We start from the raw sequence: 18,770 nt of genomic DNA, 5'->3' as shown, positions 1-18,770 counted from the left end.
ACTAATTCGCCTTGAAGTTAAAACCAAGCTCAAAATCATCAAACTTGCAGCGATAACGCTTAAGTTGATCCTGGCCACAAGAATTCGTCCCTAAACCGTTTTGCCGGAAATCCAAATACAGGTTCAGCCTATCTGACTGTTTAAGATCAATCGTATGCTTTGCAGCCTCCAGCGTTTCATCAGCATAGTTAGACACACTGAAGTTCAGTGGTTTTGTCATCGTCAACGTCAGATGATGTTGGCCATCTGTGAGTGCAAGTCGATCTGTATCCATATGATTGCCATTTTCCTGCGGCTTCACATAGTTCACAAATAAATCGTCAACGCTACTCGTGAAGTGACTATAATATGCTGCTTGGTGTGAGTCGCGATAGTTTTCCGTAGGACCCAGGCCATCATAGGAGACTTGTTGATAAGCTTTCGGCAAGGTCATTTTGACCCCGATTCGTGGCAGCATCTCCGGAGCCATATCGCGTTTGCCACTCGCCTTGCCTACGACATCAAGGTCAAAACTGCCATCTTGATGAATGGTATATTGTTGCTGGATCATGTAATACCAACCGCTATTGGTCGTACCCACTTGCTTGGTTAAGCTAACAACATAATTGCCATTTGTTTGGGGCTGCAAATGAACTTCGCGGGTGCTCTCATGCCAAAGATTCAGGAAATATTTGTTGTAATAGTCATCCAGCAAATACATGTCGTTGTCGATTGGCGCACGCCAGAAGTTCATCTTAATCCCGTCGCGAATTAGGTCGCTTCCAGCATGACTCAGACTGAAAGTTCCCTTGATTTTATCGAACCGGTATTCGTAATCCCCGCCCGTCACCGTGATCGTGGTGTTATCTTCGGTTGCCTGTAACGCGGTCGTCTGTTGATGAGCCACTTGAAATTTTGGCCTTTGCAGATTGATGACTGATTGTGACAATACCGTGCCGGCATCAGCCCAAGCGGTTGCTTCCTTGAGTTCAGTGAGTAAATGCAGGTTATAAATGGTTTCAGCGTTAAACTTTGGCAATTGAATACCTAATTTAACCGTTTTAGCAGTTCCCGGCTGAATAGTCGGTAAATCAAGTTTGCCTTTTGCGACCGTCTGACCGTCAGCTTCCAGCTCATAAGCAAAGCTGAATTGATCCGAACTCAGAAAATCAAGCCGGTTCGTAATCGTTATGGTCTGCGTTGCTAAGTCACGCACCGCTATCTGGAAAGGTTCAAACGTCTTTTTAACTTCAGTCAATGCTGTCGATGGGTTCCCATCCGGGCGAATCAAGCCGTCAATACAGAAGTTGCCGTTGTTAGGTTGATCACCAAAATCACCACCATATCGGTAATAGGTCTGATCACCTTCCTTAGTCGCAACGCCTTGATCAAACCATTCCCAGATAAAACCACCTTGCAACTGCTTATGACCGTAGAAAAGATCTTGATATTCCTTCAGATTACCAGGCCCGTTACCCATTGAATGGGCATATTCGCATAAGATGTGCGGCTTTTGAGTTTTCTGAAGAACATCCGCCATCGTCATCTTGGTATCATGTTCAAGCCAAGTGTACATAGTCGAATAAACATCGCTGACCTCAGCTTCAAAATCACCTTCGTAATGGACGAGACGCGTTGGATCTTCGGCTTTACAGTAAGCTGCCATTGCCCGGAAGTTATCTCCAAAAGCAGACTCGTTGCCCAGTGACCACATGATGATCGATGGATGATTCTTATCGCGCTGTAGCGTACGGCGCATCCGATCCACGTATGCCGTCTTCCAGCGCGGATCATCAGTAATCCAGTCATAGCGCTCGGTCAATTCAAATCCGTGGCACTCAAGATCAGTCTCATCAATGACATACATGCCTAATTCGTCACACAGGTCATAAAAGTACGGTGCTTTTGGATAATGTGACGTGCGGATCGCGTTGATATTGTGACGCTTCATCAAAATAATATTCTTTTTGAGATCAGCTTCAGACATGACCCGCCCCTTAGTAGCGCTGTAATCATGCATGTTGACGCCCTTAAACTTAATTGCTTGGCCATTGACTAAAAAGGTCTTGCCATCCAACTCGATCTGCCGAAAACCAACCCGTTGTCGTACTACCTCTAGCGGTTGATCGTCCTGCAAAACCGTCATGGTTAAATCGTATAGATGCGGTGCTTCAGCAGACCACGCTTGAATGTTGTCAATAGTCGCATCCAAAGAAACATCAGCGGGTAGCGTTTGATCTACCAATGTTGCACCATCTTTAGTTAACTCATAGTGAATTTCTGACGAGACACTACTACCCGTCAAAGTCGGTGTGACTACCAGTTCGCCAGTACGGTATGCATTCGATAGGTAGGTGCGAATACGAACATCATAAAGGCCGTTTTGTGGGCGCGAATAAAGGCTCACGTCGCGAAATAGTCCACTTAACCACCACATATCCTGATCTTCAAGATACGTACCATCCGACCATTGAACGACTTCAACGGCGATCGTGTTGGTCCCTTGTTTCAACGCCTTCGTAACGTCAAACTCGCCTGGCAGCCGTGCACCCTTGCTATATCCAATAAACTCGCCATTGAGATACAGCTTAAAAGCCGAATCAACGCCATTAAAGCCAATGATATATTGTTCACTCGCCGCTATTTCATCTACCGTAAAAGTTCGCCGATACAGTCCCGTCGGATTTTCCCGTGGCACAAAAGGCGGGTCAATCGGAAAGTTATACCAGAGATCGGAATAATGCATTTTCCCGTAACCTTGCAACTGCCAGTTACTTGGCACAGGAATCTGATCCCAGTCATGATCATTAAAGTCACTCGCCATAAAATCTGCAGGCGCATATTCCGGCGCGTCTAAGAATTTAAACTGCCATGTGCCATTTAGTAATTGGTAATGCCGCGGTTGTTTGTACTCACCTGGAAAGAAAGTTTCGAAATGGCTTCGTGGCACCATTCGATTAATGTCGGTTAATTCAGGTTGTTCCCATAGTTTTGCTGTTGTCATCGTGCTCCTCCTCATCAATGTACTGCCTAGCAATAGAACCGGTGTCATACGCGTATTTTTTAAGCATGCTGGTTTTGTTTGCGCTTTCATAATACGAGCAAATCATCTGGTAAAGAGCTATGTTTGTTGCTAAAAAATGTCATTATGTTGTTTTTCCAGACTATGAATTCACAAAAAAGTTGAGTCCAATTGTGTTGTTCTATTTTCGAAAACGCATAATAGTGGCATTTTATATACTTTTTGGACAATGTTAATTCGCACAACATTAGAACATATTTTGGGCGCAATATATCAACAACATATTTAATGAAAGCGGCGATTAATTCCCATGGCCGACAGAACCTTGCTGGAATTAATCGCCGCTATTTTAATGTACTTTGTTTCAATTAAACGAATTTGCAATACAGTCGTTCCGCCTGTCAACTATCTCACAATCGAGTAAACCAGATTGCGGAAATATTTATACACGTTTGTGTAATATCCATTTCTCACATACACGTTACGATTGAAAAAGGGTTAGATTCGAAAAATCTCAACCCATTCATTGCTAGGCAAACTACAAACTAAATCTCAATGAGCCTAGACTGAATGTCTTAAAAGCATCGGCTTCATTTTTTACTATTTTATGGGTGTTGGCACTGCCTTAATTATTTGAACATGGATATCCTTATCACTTCTCAAAAAGCGATTAAAAGTAGACTTTTGAACGAAACCTGTTTTCGCCTCTACAGCATTTGCCATCCCAGCTGCCATTGCGGCCCTAATAACATCAATATTACTTTTCCCATATGCCAAGGCTGATAAAATTCCGCCAATCATCGCATCTCCAGAGCCTTCAGGATTGACAGCCAATTGCGATGAAATTTTAATTTTATAATACCTAGGAGTTTCTATGCCTACTTTTGCCACACCTCCATGCGCACCCATTGAAACCAGCACGTTTGGAATGTTTTTAAAAATAGGGTTCATTAGTGCGGAAAGTACGGCATTTTTTTCTTCCACAACGTCAGTAGCCAGTAACTCACTAAGTTCTTCACTATTGGGCTTAATATAGTCTGGCAGATCTTTTCCCATAAGGACTGATTTCAAAGCTGCACCGGAGGTATCCAGAACAATCTTTGCCCGAGGATTTTTTTCCCTCACAGTACGTATCACTTGAGAATAAAAATTTTCCGGAAGATTTGGGGCCAGGGAACCATTAATTGACACACCATTTAGGTTCGTTAAAGACGATATTTGTTCAAGAAGCTGATTGGCTTCTTCAGTCGAAATCTGTTGTCCAACTTCGTTGAGTTCTGTCTTCTGTCCCTTACCATCAATGATGGTATAGCAAAAGCGAGTCTTCCCAGGAACCTGGATCATCTTATTAACAACGCCGTATTCCTGTAAATCTTGGATAATACCAGCTGAATTATCTCTGCCGACGAAGCCCATAGCAGCAACATTCTCTTTATTCCCAGTTAAGATTGAAGCTACTCTCCCAGCATTAATACCCTTACCACCTATAACTTGGTAATGACTAACTTCTCGGTTAGTCTGACCAAGCTTAAAGAAATTAGTCTGATAAACAACATCAATTGATGGATTAGTTGTTATTGTCAATAGCATTGCTATCCGCCTTTCCTACAAGCACACCAGTTATTTCTCGGTAGTGTTTTAAATCAGATTGTGAAATCCTTGAATCAGTGATAAGACCTGTAAACTCTTCTAATTGGGCAAAGCTAAAGGAATCGCCTCGTCCGAACTTAGTGTGATCAGCAACAACGTACATTTTTTTGCTCCGTTTCATGGCCGCTTTTTGTATGTTTCCTTCATCAAAGTTGGCCGTAGTAACCTGATCGTCAAAGACCCCATTTGTACTAATAAATGCTAAGTCAAAAATAAAGTTGCTGAGCGTTTGTTCAGCAATGCTTCCCACAAATTCATTTGTTATTTTGTGATAGAAGCCACCGGTAAGAAACACATTGATATCTTTATTAACCAAGTACCGAAAAATTAAGTCTGAGTTCGTAATATACTTAACATCATCCTTTTTTGGTAGAAAGTCAGCGGCGGCATAAATTGTCGTGCCCGCTCCCAGAAAAATTGTTGCTTTGGGATGAATCAACGAACCTATTACTCTTCCAATTTCAATCTTGGACTCACGCTGAACCTGCGTCTTTTCCTTAGTTGATTTTTCATTAATTAACGAAGCTCCTCCATAAACCCGATTAATAAGCTTTTCTTGAGCCATTTCATTTAAGTCTCTTCGAATCGTCATCGAAGCCACGTTCATGCTCTTGGCTATCTCGGTGGTCGTTAGTGATTTACCTTCAGCGGAATTCAGTAATGCCAATATGGCACTTTGGCGTTGCGCCTTCATCATGATGTTAATGCATCTCCTGTCCAAGTTAATCGATGTTCACATCATAACTTGTATTCCGGAAATGTTCAAGTATGTTCGACTGGTGTAATGCCAAGATTACCTTAAGAATTTGAAGATCTGCGTCTTGTTTATGTTATAAGGCCAAATTTCTGTTCTTAAAAAATTAGTTTAAATTTGTTGACAACGAAACAGAAACCGCTTACTATACGAAGTGAAACAAAGTTGATCATTTTTTACAAGATCAAACATTTTGAAAGGAGCATACAAATTGTACGAATCAATGTTTTCAAAGGAACTGATTGATCTTAACAACCCATCAACTTCCTCACGCGAATTGTTCGACTCGGTTGCTTCAGTCGCACATGATAAAGGATATGCACGCAAGGACTACGGGAAGGGGTTAATAGACCGTGAGGCTAAATTTCCAACAGGCCTTATGTTTCCAAGTTTAAAAATTGCATTACCCCACGTAGATCCTGAATTTGTTTTGAAGCCATTTATCTATGTTGTAAAAACCAATACCCCAATTGGCTGGAAACAGATGGGCGATATGAAACCCATGTCCACAAGTAATTTTCTGTTTTTGGGAATTAAGGAACCTTCTAAGCAGGTTGGTTTACTTGCCCAAATAATGTCTGCTTTTAAAGACCAAGAATTCGTCAAGGAATTCTTGAAAACCACTGATGAAACCAAGATGTATCATTTACTGTCAGAACAATTCACAAAAATAAGTGTCAACTAGGAGGAAATAATTATGAAAACCATTCTCGTATGTTGTGGCTCTGGCGTAGCGACTAGTCCACAAGTAGCAAACAAAATTAACGATTTCTTGGAAGAGCAAGGTTTAGATGGGTTAGCACATGCTGAGCCCCATCCGGTAGAAACCGCGAAATCCAGAATCGACTCCAATCCGGATATCATTGCTTATGTTGGCATTGCGCCTGCCGATGATGATCTTCGAGAAACAATCGAAGCAAATCATGTGACAGAAGTAGTTGGAGTCCCGTGGTTGACAGGTATGGGTGAGGATGAAGCCAATGAAAAAATAAAGCAAGCAGTCCTAGGATCAACTCAGCATAATTAGTTTTCGAAATTTGGAGGAAAAGTTATGAATTGGAATAATATTGTTCAAGCAATCCTATCTCCTGGTCCTCAAGTTGTCGTTTCGGCTCTGATCATGGTCTTAGGATTTGCATTTGGCATGAAAGCCTCAAAAGCCATACTTTCCGGATTATATCTCGGTGTTGGCTTTGTTGGCATGACAATGGCAATTAACGCACTGGTTGCTGCAGTTAGCCCTGCTGCTAAAGCTTTAGCTACAAATACTGGCATTAACCTGCCAACTGTTGACTTTGGTTGGACAGGTGCAGCAGCGATCACCTGGGCTTGGCCGTTAGCATTCATCTTTTTCGCGGTCGAGATTGGTGTCAACTTAGTCATGTTACTGACAAAAACAACAAATGTTATCAATGCAGATATGTGGAATATCTGGGGTGTTGCACTAACTGGCTATATGGTGTACTCAACTACTTCAAGTTATGTTTGGGCGTTTATTGCTGGTGCCATTCAAGTTGTTGTCATGCTGAAGCTTGGTGACATGTGGTCCGAAGAAATCCATGACATGCTTGGATACCCAGGTGTTACTACAACCCACATTGAAGCTTTCACGGCAGTTCTCATGGCGCCAGTCAACAAGTTAATGGATTACATTCCTGTCTTTAATCGTCGCTGGGACGCGAAGGCTCTGAAGAAAAAGATTGGGATTATTTCGGAACCAGTTGTTATGGGTTTCATTATCGGTTTAATCCTTGCATTAGCAGGACGTTACTCGATAGGTAAAGCTTTGAATCTTGCAGTTACAACTGGAGCAATCATGGCAATCTTCCCAGTCATGGCCAAATTCTTCATGGATTCATTAACCCCATTTGGCACGACTATGAGTAACTTTATGAAAAAACGATTTAAAAATCGTGAATTCGTTATCGGACTTGACTGGCCTATTTTAGGTCAAAGTACGGAGCTCTGGGTCACAATGGTTATCCTAATCCCCATCAGTATTCTATATGCTGCCGTTTTACCAGGCAATACAATCCTACCATTTGCGGGCGTCATCAATTATTGTTTAGGCGTTGGTGGCTTGTTGTTAACTGGAGGAAACCTACTGCGTATGGTTGTCCTTGGGATTATTTATGAGCCATTATTCCTCTACGGAGGTACGTTCTTTGCTAATGAGTTCACCGCATTGGCAAAATCGACTCAAGCAATTAACGTTCCAAAGGGTTCAACAGTCTCATGGAGCTCGATTGAAGCACCTGATCTTCGGTTCTTAATGGCACAGGGATTCAAAGGCAATTGGTTAGCGCTATTGGGACTAGCATTGTTGATGGCCCTCTTCTGGATCGTCTACCGTTCGTTTAAAAAGAATCCTAATCCAGCAAAAAAATATACTGATAGTGCAAGTAAAGCCGCTGCCCCCATCACCGCAAAAGAATAAAGGTCTGATAACATGCTTGAGAAAAAAAGAAAAGTCATGAAAATGTTTTGGACGTTTGCAAGCTTTGTTGCATTTGGAATCTTTGTTATAGCTATTACAACAAAGATCTACTGGTTAAATGTTTTCGTCATCATCCTCGGGCTCTTAATCAAGAATAAAGGATACACAACTCTTTTTTCAGAGAACGAGAAAAGAAGAGCAGATATTAAGGCTGATTTAATCAAATCACATGTCATTAAACAAGCGAATCATACAAAAAAGGAGATTAATTTATAATGAATAATTTTAATACACCGAAGGGACGAATTGTATTTGAACATGAGCGTGAAGATTTGGCTAAAGTAGTACAGGTCGTAATGGAACGTGATGATACCAATATTGCAGGTGGCAACATCTCTTTTAAAGTGACTGACAACAATACTGGCAAAGAATACATTATCATGACGCCAACGATGATGTCTGAAGCATATCTTGGACACCTAACACCAGAACAAATTTTAGTTGTTGAACCACACACACGAAAAATCATTGCAGGTGAAGGAAATTTGACTCGTGAAATCAATATGCACGAGGCAGTTTATGATGCTAACCCTGACATCCGCTGTGTCTTTCACTCACACGCAAAAAATGCTATGTTTTGGGCGACAAGTGGTTTAAATATGCCTAACATCACCGAAGCAACTCAGAAGGTTGGCTTTATCGAAACTCTGCCGTTCGAGCCAAATTGCTCAGAACCTCTAGCAGAGCTTGTCGCACAAAACATTGCAAAAATTGGCGACAAGGCCATCCCCCACATGTATCTTCTGAACAGTCACGGTGTTCTTATCACGACTGGAGGCAAAGGAGTCGATGGCTTGACGGCATTGCACTCTGCATTAGCAATTGTAGATACCGTTGAGTGGAATGCTGATATTGCTTTCAAGCAAACCCTTATGCAAAAACTTGGTTTACTGGACGGTTATTACTCAAAGGGTACCAAAATTGGCACGCTTGAAGACATGGAAGAAGGCAAACCAATTTACAACCGGGCAAAAGCGGCTGTCAGTGGCGATTAATTAGAATAACTTCTGCTGCCGTTTAATTCTATGAAGTTAACAAACATCTAACTCAGAAATCAATAGGCGCTCAATTCCTCCACATACAGGATGTTGAGTGCCTTTTGTATACCACATCTGATCCAGATTGCCGCTTCCTTTTAGCACGGAGCTGCATAAAAATAAAAAGTTCGGTGATCATCAAAAAATGACCGCCGAACTTTTTATAAACTATGAAAATAAGCTGCTACTTCCCAACTCATCCCCGAAACGGATTATAAAACCGCCCGCCATTAACATGAAACAGCACCAAACCAACCAAAATAATCACCACAACGCCCACCAGCACCAGCCAATCAGGCGTCCGTAACGGTTGATCCATGTACCATGTCCGCCGTTTGCCGGTGCCGAAGCGGCGCAGTTCCATGGCTTGGCTGATTTGATCGATTCGATCGAGACTGGTGAAGATGAGCGGCATCAGGATCTGGCCCATGCCTTTTAAGCGTTGGAACAGCTTGGCTTTGCGTGACAGCTCGTAGCCGCGGGCCTGTTGGGCTAAGCTGATTTGCCGGAAGTTGGCTTGCACGTCGGGAATATAGCGCAAGGCCAGTGCGACTGAATAACTGATGCGATACGAAACATGCAACTTGTTGAGGCTCGCCGCGAATTCGCTTGGGTTGGTCGTGATCAAGAAGATCAAGGCAAGCGGCACAGTCACGATGTATTTCAACGCGAGGTTGAGTTCGTAGAATAACTGCTCCTGTGTGATCGTGAAGTAGCCGGCGTGGAGCAAAACATGTTTGCTGCCATACAGACCGACGCCATACTGCGGCGAGAAGACGAACACTAGCAATAGATTGACCACGGCAAAAATCGTAATGATCTTCACGACCAGGCTAATTTGATGCCAGCGGATTTTGGCTTGCGCAAACAAAATAATCGACGCCAGCATCACGGCACACACGAAACGTGTATCATAACTTGCCATGACAATCACTGAAATACCAAGAAACGCCAACATCTTGGTGGCACCGGTCAGACGATGCAGCCACGTATCTTGCGGGTCGTATCCAAAAAGTGAATTCATTGGCGGACCCTCCGTTCTTGATCAATGACTGCTTGAGTAAATGCCAGCGGATCAAGGCCCAAGCGTTTGGCTAACCGGTAAAGGCTTGGTTGCGCCAATGAGGCATGCTCGATGACAGCCGGATTCGTCAAGACGGTGGCCGGTGTGGCGTCCATCAAAACACCGCCATCCCCAAGAACAATCGCCCGCTGCGCATATTCCAACATCAGATGCATGTCATGGGTAATCAACATCATCGTGATGCCTTGCGCGTTCAGCTTGGTCAAAAAGCGCATCATGTCGGTAAAATGCCGCCAATCCTGACCGGCAGTCGGCTCGTCAAGAATCATCAACGCCGGCTCAAGTACCAAAATTGCCGCAATGGTAACCCGTTTTTTCTGGCCGTAACTCAGTGCATTAATCGGCCATGAACGGAACGGATACAACCCGCAAACCTTGAGCGCCGCCAACACAGCATCTTTGACGCGTGCCTCATCCCAGCCGCGCAACCGCGGGCCAAGGGCAACTTCATCAAAAATCAGGTGTTTACTGATCATCTGATTCGGATCCTGAAGAATATAGCCGATTTTATCTGCCCGCTCTTTGACCGACCAATCTGCCAGATCTTCGCCGTCCAACGTGATCTTGCCAGCACTAGGAGTCAAAAATCCCGCAATCAAATGACTCAGCGTTGACTTGCCAACCCCATTCCGCCCAACTAGCGCCACCATCTCACCGTGATGCAGCGTGAGGTTAAGATCGGTGAAGATTTGACGTCCTTTTGGATACGCAAACTGTAGTGCATCCACCGTTAAAAGTGGTGCTTGCGGCTCCTCTGCGACCACAGTTGGCGCATCTTCGGTGAAAGTCGCAAGCTTCGCGCCGAGTTCCGGCGCATCAAACGTTTCAAGATCCGCTAGATGGGACGCTTGCTTCAAATCAATGCCCGCAAATTCGGCTGCTTCCAGATACAACGGTTCCCGTAAGCCGATTTTTTGCAGCAATTGTCCGCGCAGCAAATTCTCCGGTGTGTCATCAGCTAAAATGCGGCCATCTGCCATTACCACCAACCGATCAATCGGCCGCCGCAAAACGTCTTCCAGCCGGTGTTCAATGATGACTTCGGTGACGTGATAGGCCTGATGCAACTCGTCAATCAACGCCACCGATGCTTCGCCTGTCGCTGGATCGAGACTCGCCAAGGGTTCGTCAAACAGCAACACGTCGCCTTCGTCAATTAAAACGCCAGCCATCGCCACGCGCTGCTTCTGGCCACCGGAAAGGGATTGCGGTGCCTGCGCCAGCAAGTCGCCAATTTTCAAACGATCGGCCCATTTTTTGACGCGGGTATGCATCTCGCTGGGAGCAACCGCGCTATTTTCCAACGCAAACGCAATGTCCTCGCCTGCCGTTAATGCGACAAACTGAGCGTCAGGATCCTGCAAAACGGTTCCGACATTCACCGACAAGGCGGCCAGGCTTTGATCCTGCACCACCGCACCGTTGACTTTGACGGTACCGCTCAATTTCCCGGGAAATGCATGCGGGATCAGGCCATTAATCAAGTTGCCTAGGGTCGATTTTCCCGATCCCGAGGGCCCGACAATCAACACCTTTTCGCCAGGTTGGATCGTCAGGTTGACATCGTGCAAGGTCGGCTCCGCCTGACTGTCATACTGAAATGTCACATGTTCAAGTTGAATTGCTGGTACCGTCATATCAAGACTCTTTCTTCAGACTGCCAGAACGTGTCCGGGTTGCAGCATAAGCCACCAACAAAATTGTGCCAATCACGCCGGTCGCAATGCTGTTTGAAATCGCCGAAACAATCCCCTGAACATAAACCTTATTCGCCGGTTCACTATAAATGATGATATCCAGCGTCGGCGCAATCAAACTCCAGCTAACCACATTAGTAATCACTTGCAGAACATTGAACGCGACAATCTTTTTCATGCCAAAATTGCCTGCTTCAATGTTGAATCGTTTCCAGAACAAGCCAATCACCATGCCCACCAATCCAGTGGTAAACACCCAGGTCCACCACGGCTGGCCGTACTGGGTAAAGTCGTTCAAGGCATGGCCCAAAAAGCCGATAAAGAAGCCTGCGACCGGTCCAAAAAGCGTGGCGATGAAGCCAAGAAAGCCATAGGAAATGTCAATGTTCGTGTTCGCAATGCCTGTTGGAATAACTGCAAATCTTTTTAAAATAAATAAAATAGCCGTACCAATACCAATTGCGACAACTGTCCGAACACTCAAAACTTTGTGATCTCGCATACCGAATCCTCCTATAAGAATGAACGTTATCTTTTCACGGATGAACCATCATGACCTGGCCATCGACACATCGGGGCACTTTTCACATGACTCATACGACGTGTCAATTATACCGAAAGCCGCTTCACCGTGATATGCCAATCGACACCGGTGCCGATGTGATACAGCTTCGAGAATGAATCCTGATTAATCGCCACACCCAGATTCAGCAAGGAGTTCACATACACCAGTGGCTCGCCAACCCGCACAGCGGCAAACGTCCGCGTAAATGGCATCTGGTTTTGGTACCGCATCTGATCCCGATAATAAATCGACACCTGCACCAGCTCGCCCGGCTCAACACCCAACTTCTTAAACGTATCCAGCGGAATGTTCGTCCACAACGAGCCAAAACGAATATCCAAAATGTCAATCGTGCCGGCAATCTGGTTATCGCCTTCCGTCACTTCGCCCAGCGGCAACATCACCACTTCGTCAGGCGAAATTGGCTGACCAAGATCCTCAAAAGAAATCTGGCCACTCGCCAACTTAGCGCCATTATAAGCATAAACATCCCGGCCATGGAACGTATGACTCTCCTGACTCCCAGGCAGCGCATGCGACGCTTCATCGATCACGCTCACACGCTTCAAGCCCACAAACTTCGCCAAATGCGTCAGCGTTCCGTTATCCGGCGTGATAATAAAATGATGATCAGTCGTCTCCGCGATAATACTCCGCCGATCACTGCCAACACCCGGATCAACCACCGACACAAAAACCGTTCCCTCAGGCCAATACTTCGTCGTCTGATACAGCCGATAAGACGCCGCAAAAATATCATACGGTGGAATCTCATGCGTCAAATCATGAATCGACAAGTCGCCATCCACCCCATAAGCGACACCATACATCGCCGCAACGGCACCATCAACCAAGCCAAAATCCGTCTGTAACACTAACTTCGCCATTTTCTGTCCCCCTATGCACCGGTATGCCCGCAAATCAGATGCGAGCATACCGACGCGCGTCTATTTTGTTCAGCCTTTTCTAGATGATTCAGTCCTGTGAGTGCGTTATCGTACCGCTGTTACACCCAAGGGCTGAATCTGTATTAGCTGAATGTAATCTGAGTTTATCGGAGAAACGTTCGGGTGTAAAGGTGGAATGGGGAGAAATTGAACATCCGAGCGTTGTGCATAAATGCAAAACCTATTTTAACCTTCGTTTGAGTGTCGGTCGTTGACTCCCCGCCTTTTTGAAGCTAAGACGCGAGTTTACTTCAATCCAGACTCAGCGCATTTTCTTAAGCATAAAGAATTTAGTCTTGCGAAAGTCGTAAAAGATTTTGGAAAACGCGAATAATTTTCCCGAACTTAAATATGAGTCATCGCGGACAACAAGACTGGGACTGCCATCTGGGACATTAAAAAATCGCGCTGGCAGCCCAGATATCATCTCGCACTCAATGACAGAATCAATAAACCCCACTTTCAACCCAGGCTTTTGATTGATAAATGCAAATAGAGAACCCTTAAGCGAACGATCAGGAATTTCTCCTACAATGGATTTTAAGTAGTAGGAATGCTCCACCAAAAAAGGTTCATCATCCAACTTTCGCTGCCGAATTACCGAAATCAGTTCGGTTGCTTTATCCAACTTCTGGTTCTCGGGAATAAAGTCTGCTTTTGCCAGCGGGACGACCTCTTGACTAATATGTGTCGTCTTGACGACTTTTCCTTGCCTCGCCATCTCTTCGGTCAATCCAACGTTATTTTGAAGAGAAATTGCGCCTTCTACGTGATGCGGACGTGCAAAGGTACCACTCCCATGGGCCTGATAAATATAGCCAAGATTAGCCAGATTCTTTAAAGCCTGTCGTAGTGTGTATCGTGTCACATGATATTGATTCATTAACTCGGGTTCAGTTGGAAGCTGGCCTTCTGCATCCTGAATCACACCTTGCTGAATATCTTTTAGAAGCTGATTCACAAGCTCCTTTGTGTCGTAGTTTTTTTCTCGCTGTGACAACTTTTTTCTCTCCCCTAATGTTCGCCAGTTAGTGTTTACTCAATCAAAGTCTTAGATTGAATTATAACGCCATTTAAACTTGTGAACTAGCGCTTAAGCTTTTCTTGATGCTACACAAAAAGCGCCTTTGCTTACAGGGCAAAGACGCTTCGGTGAAAACGCTAACCATCTGATCAGGCTAAGTCTTCCCCATTACTTTGAATCACTTTGCGGAACCAGTCAAAAGAATCTTTCTTGCTTCTGGCAAGCGATCCCTTTCCTTGATCATCCTTGTCAACATAAATAACACCGTAACGTTTGTCCATCTGCCCAGTCCCTGCAGACACAAGATCAATGATTCCCCATGGCGTGTAGCCCATCAGGTTAACCCCATCGACTTCAACTGCTAATCTCATTTGCTCGATATGCTGACGGAGGTAATCAATGCGATAATCGTCATGGATACTGCCATCTTTTTCAACCTTATCAAAAGCACCCAGACCATTCTCAACAATGAATAGTGGCACGTCATAGCGATCGCTGAACCAGTTAAGCGCATACCGGAGACCTACAGGATCAATCTCCCAACCCCAGTCCGAGCGCTGGAGTGTTTCATTTTTAACTTCTTGGTTGTTGCCTAGCGTGATGAAATCTTTGGGTTCGTCAGCTTGGGCTTTAATAACATGTGATGCATAGTACGAGAAGCCAATATAGTCGACTTTCCCAGCTAATAGAACATCACGATCCTCCAACGTTATGTCCAGATCAAACTTGCGCCGATCAAAATAATTTTCTAAGAACCGTGGGTAACGCCCTTTCACTTGAACGTCAGCCAAATAATAATTCATCTGCATGAGTCGCTCTGCTTTAAACACATCATTTGGATTTGGCGTTGCTGGATAAACCGGCCCCATCGCCACCATACAGCCAATCTGGAAGTCAGGATTAATTTTATGACCGACTTGAACTGCCAATGCACTAGCTACCGCTTCGTAGTGAGCTGCTTGAAACATGACCTTTTCTTTATCTTCACTAGGTTGGATAACTAAACCTGAATTCGTGAACAAAGACCACTCGTTCAACATGCCAACCTGATTATTAATTTCGTTAAAGGTCATCCAATACTTGACCTTATCCTTGTAACGATCGAAGACAACCTTCGCAAATCTAACGAAAAAATCAATGAGCTTACGATTACGCCATCCACCATAAGCTTGTACTAAGTGATATGGCATTTCAAAGTGCGATAGCGTAATAACGGGTTCAATGTGATGGGCTAAAAGATCATCAAACAGATCATCATAAAACTTCAAGCCCTTCTCGTTAGGTTGATCCTCGTCCCCGTTTGGAAAAATGCGGCTCCATGCAATGCTTGTCCGAAAACAATTCAAGCCAAGTTCTGAGAAAAGTTCAACGTCCCCTTTATAGCGATGATAGAAATCGATGGCTTCATGATTCGGATAATTCTCACCTGGTTTAACACCATCCGTGATCCGCCGACTGGTTTGATGATCACCCGCCGTCATAACATCGGCAATGCTAACGCCTTTACCGTCTGAATCCCATCCACCTTCGAATTGATGAGCGGCAACCGCGCCACCCCATAGAAAACCTTTAGGAAATGCTGACAAATTTTTTCCTCCTCTTCACCGTAATCGATATGACTACAAATCTTTTTAATTAAGCAGCTGCTTCTTCCGCACCCTTGGCTTGTTCATCTTTATATAACTTGCCATCATAAAATTTAATGAACGGGAACCAGATGAGAAAGGCAACAAAGGCGCAAACGAACGCAAGCACAATGGCTCGCCAATCCCCTGCAGTTCCGATAAATCCAGATAACCCAAGTGGTGTCGGCCATGCAGGTTGAGCAATCATCGGCTTAACAAGATGTAAGTCAATTGCAAAGTAAGCGATCGTCATTGAAGCCATTGGCGCCAAGAAAAATGGAATCGCAGTATACGGGTTATAAACAACCGGCATCCCAAACAAAATGGGTTCATTAATATTGAAGAAAGCAGGTACAAGCGATGCTTTACCCAAAGCACCCAGCTGAGCTGATTTTGCAAAAAACGCAATGAAAACAACCATGCCAAGCGTTGCACCAGATCCACCAATTGTGACAAAGCAATTATTAAACTCACCTGCAAATGGAATATTGGCACCTTTTTGATTTAACTGCATATTGGACAGAACAATTGGCGTTAAAAATGACGTTACGATTGTTGCTCCGTGGATACCAACAATCCAGAGGGCATGCATAATGAAGTACACAACCAGCAAACCGACCCACGTACTTGTCAGATTCGTCACAAAGCCAAACGGGATCGCCACAATCTTATAAATGTCGGTATTAAAGGCCATTAACACGCCATTAATGACAATTACCGTTAACGCGATAGCTGCTGTCGGAATTAATGCTGTAAATGAACGTGAAACGCCTTCCGGAACTGTGTCAGGCATCTTAACGACAATATTCTTTTTAACAAACCACGCGTATAACTTCACGGCGATAATAGACATGATGATGGCTGTAAAAATACCTGTGGTTCCAAGACGGGTGACACCGCCCGCAATCGCATAACCATCAATAATCTTGCTATCCTTTGTAATTTCTGTGACTAATGTTGCTGTCCCACCTTTAAAAACTAATTCTGGTATACACATAAAGAAAGCCATCATGGAAAGCAAGGCACCGTTTAAAGGATTAATATCAATTTTCTCTTCTTGCGCCTGAATTCGCGTGTACTCATATCCGAAAACAAGGCAAAAGTATAGCGCCAAAATTCCCATCGTGGCACCATTTGCTAACATGTAAAGATTAGCGATCTTATCAAAGGAAACTTTCCAAATCCCAGCCAAAGCTGGAAAACTTTGTGGCAACACACTAATAATCAAGAACATTGATCCGACAATCGTGAACGGAATAGAGGCCATCCCTGCAGCCATGACACCACGCACAATTCTAAATGAGGCAAGCTTTCCCATTGGCCCCATTAGATGATCATTCATAAACTTAAATAACTTGTTGTTGCTTGAATCCATATTTTTCTCCCCATTTCGGTTTACTCAAGGCTTTGAGCGAATCTGTGAATCTGCTTCAGATACCGATCTTTGTTTGTTTCAATCAAATGAACTCGCGCCAAAATATAGAAGCTTAACCCCATGCCGATTAGTAATATGGTCGTGACAAGGGATATCCCTTTTGGCCCGAAAAATGGAAATACATTTGGTCCAAAGCCAGTCGTAACTAATACCAACGAGCCAAAATTACTGAGCAGTTGCACAAGGTAACCTATTTTGGTAACTGGCAACTTATTGTCTCGTCGCCAATATTTGCTGGCTTGTTCAACTGCTACTGCCGTAGTGATGATTAATAAAGCTAATGGCCACCACTTGATAAATCCCACAGCACTAAAGCTCAAAACAAACCAGTATAAATTAGCAAAGAAAAAAGCAGCGGTCGTGTACCGGATCAATAGATAGCGATTAAAATACATACTGGTTAGGCTCAGGTCTCGGCGACCTTTGTCATACTTTGATTTATTCGGTGACGGCATTGCGTTGACATCCTCCTCAGCTATTTGGCTTTTCCAAAATCTTTCGGTAAAGATCAACGATTTCCCCTGCTAAATCCCGAAAAGTAATAGCATTCATAACGTGATCTTGACCATGAACCATTAATAATGAGACCGGTTGATGATGACCTTGAGCCTCATCTGTTAACATCCCGGTTTGGGCATTGTGCGCATCTGCCAAAAACTTATCAGCTTCTCTAAGCTTTGCCTCTGCAGTGTCAAAGTCACCGGTTTTAGCAGCCTTAATCGCTTCAAAAGCAGATCCTTTTGCATTGCCTCCAGCCATGATCAGCTGCATCACCACAAGTTGTTGTTTCTCGTCCATAAGAGCCCCCTACTTTTTGTCAATCAAATCAAGTGCCGCTTTGAGAACTTTGTCACCCTTCATCAGCCCATAATCTTGCATGTTGATAACCTCAACAGGAATGCTTAAGTCTTTCTTGAAATCATTTTCCAGATAGCGAACTTGAGGTCCTAACATCAACACGTCAGGATTTTCGGAATCCAGTTTGTCATGAGCATCGGCCGTAGAAGTTGCAAAGATCTTTGCATCGACACCCTCTTTTGCTGCAGCATCCTCCATCTTTTTAACGAGCATGCTGGTGGACATACCAGCAGCACATACAAGCATGATTGTCTTTTTGGTCATAGCAATCTCCCTCACTTTATTTTTTGTAATGAAAATCTTCTTGGGAAAGTAACGCGCGCGTTGCGTTCTAAAAGTCATTCGAATGAATATTCATTCGAATGACTTTATATTAGCAGGTAACGTCCGTTTTGTAAACGGTTTCTTCCTGAGCTGTCCAAAATAATTCCCCGAATCCCAGCGTGACCGCATTTGCACCCTCAAGCCGGTTACTAAACTCTCGCACACAGCAAAAATATCCCCAAACCTAATTGCCCGGTTCGAGGATATTTTTGGAATGATCTTCTGATTTTAACTTTCCGCGTTCTTACAGTAACCAGCTACTGCTACATCAG

The 18,770-nt window shown here is 44.2% G+C and carries 17 protein-coding genes; 4 read left to right on the top strand and 13 right to left on the bottom strand.

Features of this window, described 5'->3' with window-relative positions; all coding sequences use genetic code 11:
• Position 1 precedes the first annotated feature (1 nt).
• From ebgA to LHUE1_RS07455, 3 genes are all read right to left on the bottom strand, one after another.
• Positions 2-2,983: a beta-galactosidase subunit alpha gene (ebgA, locus tag LHUE1_RS07465; protein ID WP_049170723.1), complete on the bottom strand. Its 2,982-nt coding sequence runs from the start codon at positions 2,981-2,983 to the stop codon at positions 2-4.
• A 618-nt stretch (positions 2,984-3,601) separates the two neighbouring features.
• Positions 3,602-4,591, bottom strand: coding sequence for a 1-phosphofructokinase (locus LHUE1_RS07460; protein WP_049170719.1), 990 nt, complete (start codon positions 4,589-4,591; stop codon positions 3,602-3,604).
• The gene (locus LHUE1_RS07455; protein ID WP_049170717.1) at positions 4,569-5,348 is read right to left on the bottom strand and encodes a DeoR/GlpR family DNA-binding transcription regulator; all 780 of its coding nucleotides are present in this window, start codon (positions 5,346-5,348) and stop codon (positions 4,569-4,571) included. The genes LHUE1_RS07460 and LHUE1_RS07455 overlap by 23 nt, the downstream gene beginning before the upstream one ends.
• Before the next feature lie 268 nt (positions 5,349-5,616).
• Here LHUE1_RS07455 and LHUE1_RS07450 point away from each other — a divergent pair, with 268 nt between their 5' ends.
• The 4 genes from LHUE1_RS07450 (at position 5,617) to LHUE1_RS07435 (ending at position 8,897) form a co-directional block, all read left to right on the top strand.
• The gene (locus tag LHUE1_RS07450) at positions 5,617-6,090 is read left to right on the top strand and encodes a PTS sugar transporter subunit IIA (RefSeq protein ID WP_049170715.1); all 474 of its coding nucleotides are present in this window, start codon (positions 5,617-5,619) and stop codon (positions 6,088-6,090) included.
• Positions 6,091-6,102: 12 nt separating this feature from the next.
• Entirely contained in the window at positions 6,103-6,432 is a 330-nt protein-coding gene (locus tag LHUE1_RS07445; protein ID WP_049170713.1) for a PTS sugar transporter subunit IIB, read from the top strand.
• 24 nt (positions 6,433-6,456) lie between these two features.
• Positions 6,457-7,842, top strand: coding sequence for a PTS galactitol transporter subunit IIC (locus LHUE1_RS07440; protein WP_049170710.1), 1,386 nt, complete (start codon positions 6,457-6,459; stop codon positions 7,840-7,842).
• A 275-nt stretch (positions 7,843-8,117) separates the two neighbouring features.
• Positions 8,118-8,897 carry a class II aldolase/adducin family protein gene (locus tag LHUE1_RS07435; protein ID WP_049170705.1) on the top strand — a complete coding sequence of 260 codons (780 nt, stop codon included), beginning with the start codon at positions 8,118-8,120 and terminating at the stop codon, positions 8,895-8,897.
• Between the two features lie 238 nt (positions 8,898-9,135).
• Here LHUE1_RS07435 and LHUE1_RS07430 read toward each other — a convergent pair whose 3' ends face one another.
• The 10 genes from LHUE1_RS07430 to LHUE1_RS07385 all read right to left on the bottom strand — a co-directional run bounded on the left by LHUE1_RS07430 (position 9,136) and on the right by LHUE1_RS07385 (position 18,438).
• Positions 9,136-9,963 (bottom strand): energy-coupling factor transporter transmembrane component T family protein, encoded by an 828-nt coding sequence (locus LHUE1_RS07430; protein WP_049170703.1) that lies wholly within the window; start codon positions 9,961-9,963, stop codon positions 9,136-9,138.
• Positions 9,960-11,660: an ABC transporter ATP-binding protein gene (locus LHUE1_RS07425; protein WP_049170700.1), complete on the bottom strand. Its 1,701-nt coding sequence runs from the start codon at positions 11,658-11,660 to the stop codon at positions 9,960-9,962. Before LHUE1_RS07425 ends, LHUE1_RS07430 begins: the two co-directional genes overlap by 4 nt.
• A 1-nt stretch (position 11,661) precedes the next feature.
• The gene (locus LHUE1_RS07420) at positions 11,662-12,222 is read right to left on the bottom strand and encodes an ECF-type riboflavin transporter substrate-binding protein (RefSeq protein ID WP_049170697.1); all 561 of its coding nucleotides are present in this window, start codon (positions 12,220-12,222) and stop codon (positions 11,662-11,664) included.
• Positions 12,223-12,329: 107 nt separating this feature from the next.
• Complete coding sequence (locus LHUE1_RS07415; protein WP_049170695.1) at positions 12,330-13,172, bottom strand: SAM hydrolase/SAM-dependent halogenase family protein; 843 nt, start codon at positions 13,170-13,172, stop codon at positions 12,330-12,332.
• A 322-nt stretch (positions 13,173-13,494) separates the two neighbouring features.
• Entirely contained in the window at positions 13,495-14,232 is a 738-nt protein-coding gene (locus tag LHUE1_RS07410) for a GntR family transcriptional regulator (RefSeq protein ID WP_049170692.1), read from the bottom strand.
• A 173-nt stretch (positions 14,233-14,405) separates the two neighbouring features.
• The gene (locus LHUE1_RS07405) at positions 14,406-15,842 is read right to left on the bottom strand and encodes a 6-phospho-beta-glucosidase (RefSeq protein WP_049170690.1); all 1,437 of its coding nucleotides are present in this window, start codon (positions 15,840-15,842) and stop codon (positions 14,406-14,408) included.
• Positions 15,843-15,891: 49 nt separating this feature from the next.
• Complete coding sequence (gene celB / locus LHUE1_RS07400; protein WP_277848204.1) at positions 15,892-17,256, bottom strand: PTS cellobiose transporter subunit IIC; 1,365 nt, start codon at positions 17,254-17,256, stop codon at positions 15,892-15,894.
• A gap of 20 nt (positions 17,257-17,276) precedes the next feature.
• The gene (locus tag LHUE1_RS07395; RefSeq protein ID WP_049170685.1) at positions 17,277-17,771 is read right to left on the bottom strand and encodes a hypothetical protein; all 495 of its coding nucleotides are present in this window, start codon (positions 17,769-17,771) and stop codon (positions 17,277-17,279) included.
• Between the two features lie 16 nt (positions 17,772-17,787).
• Positions 17,788-18,114 carry a PTS lactose/cellobiose transporter subunit IIA gene (locus tag LHUE1_RS07390; RefSeq protein ID WP_049170683.1) on the bottom strand — a complete coding sequence of 109 codons (327 nt, stop codon included), beginning with the start codon at positions 18,112-18,114 and terminating at the stop codon, positions 17,788-17,790.
• A 9-nt stretch (positions 18,115-18,123) separates the two neighbouring features.
• Entirely contained in the window at positions 18,124-18,438 is a 315-nt protein-coding gene (locus LHUE1_RS07385) for a PTS sugar transporter subunit IIB (protein ID WP_049170680.1), read from the bottom strand.
• Between the last annotated feature and the right edge of the window lie 332 nt (positions 18,439-18,770).

This window comes from Lacticaseibacillus huelsenbergensis, assembly GCF_029726355.1.
GTDB classification, from domain to species: domain Bacteria; phylum Bacillota; class Bacilli; order Lactobacillales; family Lactobacillaceae; genus Lacticaseibacillus; species Lacticaseibacillus casei.
This window is presented reverse-complemented; position numbering and strand designations above follow the sequence as displayed.

Excerpts from the sequence above, each read along its gene's own strand:
- ebgA (WP_049170723.1), bottom strand. The coding sequence starts at position 2,983 with ATGACAACAGCAAAACTATGGGAACAACCTGAATTAACCGACATTAAT.
- LHUE1_RS07460 (WP_049170719.1), bottom strand. The coding sequence starts at position 4,591 with ATGCTATTGACAATAACAACTAATCCATCAATTGATGTTGTTTATCAG.
- LHUE1_RS07455 (WP_049170717.1), bottom strand. The coding sequence starts at position 5,348 with ATGATGAAGGCGCAACGCCAAAGTGCCATATTGGCATTACTGAATTCC.
- LHUE1_RS07445 (WP_049170713.1), top strand. The coding sequence starts at position 6,103 with ATGAAAACCATTCTCGTATGTTGTGGCTCTGGCGTAGCGACTAGTCCA.
- LHUE1_RS07440 (WP_049170710.1), top strand. The coding sequence starts at position 6,457 with ATGAATTGGAATAATATTGTTCAAGCAATCCTATCTCCTGGTCCTCAA.
- LHUE1_RS07435 (WP_049170705.1), top strand. The coding sequence starts at position 8,118 with ATGAATAATTTTAATACACCGAAGGGACGAATTGTATTTGAACATGAG.
- LHUE1_RS07430 (WP_049170703.1), bottom strand. The coding sequence starts at position 9,963 with ATGAATTCACTTTTTGGATACGACCCGCAAGATACGTGGCTGCATCGT.
- LHUE1_RS07425 (WP_049170700.1), bottom strand. The coding sequence starts at position 11,660 with ATGACGGTACCAGCAATTCAACTTGAACATGTGACATTTCAGTATGAC.
- LHUE1_RS07420 (WP_049170697.1), bottom strand. The coding sequence starts at position 12,222 with ATGCGAGATCACAAAGTTTTGAGTGTTCGGACAGTTGTCGCAATTGGT.
- LHUE1_RS07415 (WP_049170695.1), bottom strand. The coding sequence starts at position 13,172 with ATGGCGAAGTTAGTGTTACAGACGGATTTTGGCTTGGTTGATGGTGCC.
- celB (WP_277848204.1), bottom strand. The coding sequence starts at position 17,256 with ATGGATTCAAGCAACAACAAGTTATTTAAGTTTATGAATGATCATCTA.
- LHUE1_RS07395 (WP_049170685.1), bottom strand. The coding sequence starts at position 17,771 with ATGCCGTCACCGAATAAATCAAAGTATGACAAAGGTCGCCGAGACCTG.
- LHUE1_RS07390 (WP_049170683.1), bottom strand. The coding sequence starts at position 18,114 with ATGGACGAGAAACAACAACTTGTGGTGATGCAGCTGATCATGGCTGGA.
- LHUE1_RS07385 (WP_049170680.1), bottom strand. The coding sequence starts at position 18,438 with ATGACCAAAAAGACAATCATGCTTGTATGTGCTGCTGGTATGTCCACC.